We start from the raw sequence: 1,323 nt of genomic DNA on the forward strand, positions 1-1,323 counted from the left end.
TCTGCGCGACAGTCACCACCAACGCACCCGGCTCGGGGACACCTACGGGAACGGTGACCTTCACCGGACCCGGCGGACTCAACCAAACCGTCACACTCGACGCCACCGGCAAAGCCTGCCTCACCACCACGACACTCGCCACCGGCACCATCACCGCCCACTACAACGGCGCCACCTGCTTCAACCCCTCCACCGACACCGTCGGCGTGACAGTGAACGAGGCGTCCACCACCACGGTGGTCACGGCGTTGCCGAACCCCTCGGTGTGCGGCCAGGCGGTGACGGTGTGCGCGACGGTGACCACCAACGCACCCGGCTCCGGCACACCTACGGGAACGGTGACCTTCACCGGCCCCGGCGGGACGAACGTGACCGTGGCGCTGGACGCCACCGGCAAAGCCTGCCTGTCCAGCACGTCGCTGAGCTCCGGAACCATCACTGCCCACTACAACGGTGAAGGCCCGTGCTTCGCCGCCTCCACCGGCACCATCGCCTTGGTCGTCAACCCCGCCGCCACCACCACAGCCCTGACCGCCACCCCGAACCCCTCGGTATGCGGCCAGGCGGTGACGGTCTGCGCGACAGTCACCACCAACGCACCCGGCTCGGGGACACCTACGGGAACGGTGACCTTCACCGGCCCCGGCGGGATGAACGTGACCGTGGCGCTGGACGCCACCGGCAAAGCCTGCCTCACCACCACGACACTCGCCACCGGCACCATCACCGCCCACTACAACGGCAGCGCCTGCGATCTGCCGTCGGCCGGCACCGCGACCATCACCGTCAACCCCGCCAACACCACCACAGCCCTGACCGCCACCCCGAACCCCTCGGTATGCGGCCAGGCGGTGACGGTGTGCGCGACAGTCACCACCAACGCACCCGGCTCGGGGACACCTACGGGAACAGTGACCTTCACCGGACCCGGCGGACTCAACCAAACCGTGACACTCGACGCCACCGGCAAAGCCTGCCTCACCACGACGTCGCTGGCCACCGGCACCATCACCGCCCACTACAACGGCGCCACCTGCTTCAACCCCTCCACCAACACCGTCGGCGTGACAGTGAACCCCGCCGCCACCACCACCACCCTCACCGCCACCCCGAACCCCTCGGTATGCGGCCAGCCGGTAACGGTCTGCGCGACAGTCACCACCAACACACCCGGCTCGGGGACACCTACGGGAACAGTGACCTTCACCGGACCCGGCGGACTCAACCAAACCGTCACACTCGACGCCACCGGCAAAGCCTGCCTCACCACCACGACACTCGCCACCGGCACCATCACCGCCCACTACAACGGCGCCACCTGCT

At 68.5% G+C, this 1,323-nt stretch carries 1 protein-coding gene; it reads left to right on the forward strand.

Translation table 11 applies throughout. The features are described 5' to 3' along the window. Positions 1-1,323, forward strand: a 1,323-nt coding sequence (locus ABD339_RS33455) for an Ig-like domain repeat protein (protein ID WP_344570938.1), incomplete at both ends; no start/stop codon positions are given.

It is taken from the genome of Streptomyces axinellae, assembly GCF_039532135.1.
GTDB classification, from domain to species: domain Bacteria; phylum Actinomycetota; class Actinomycetes; order Streptomycetales; family Streptomycetaceae; genus Streptomyces; species Streptomyces axinellae.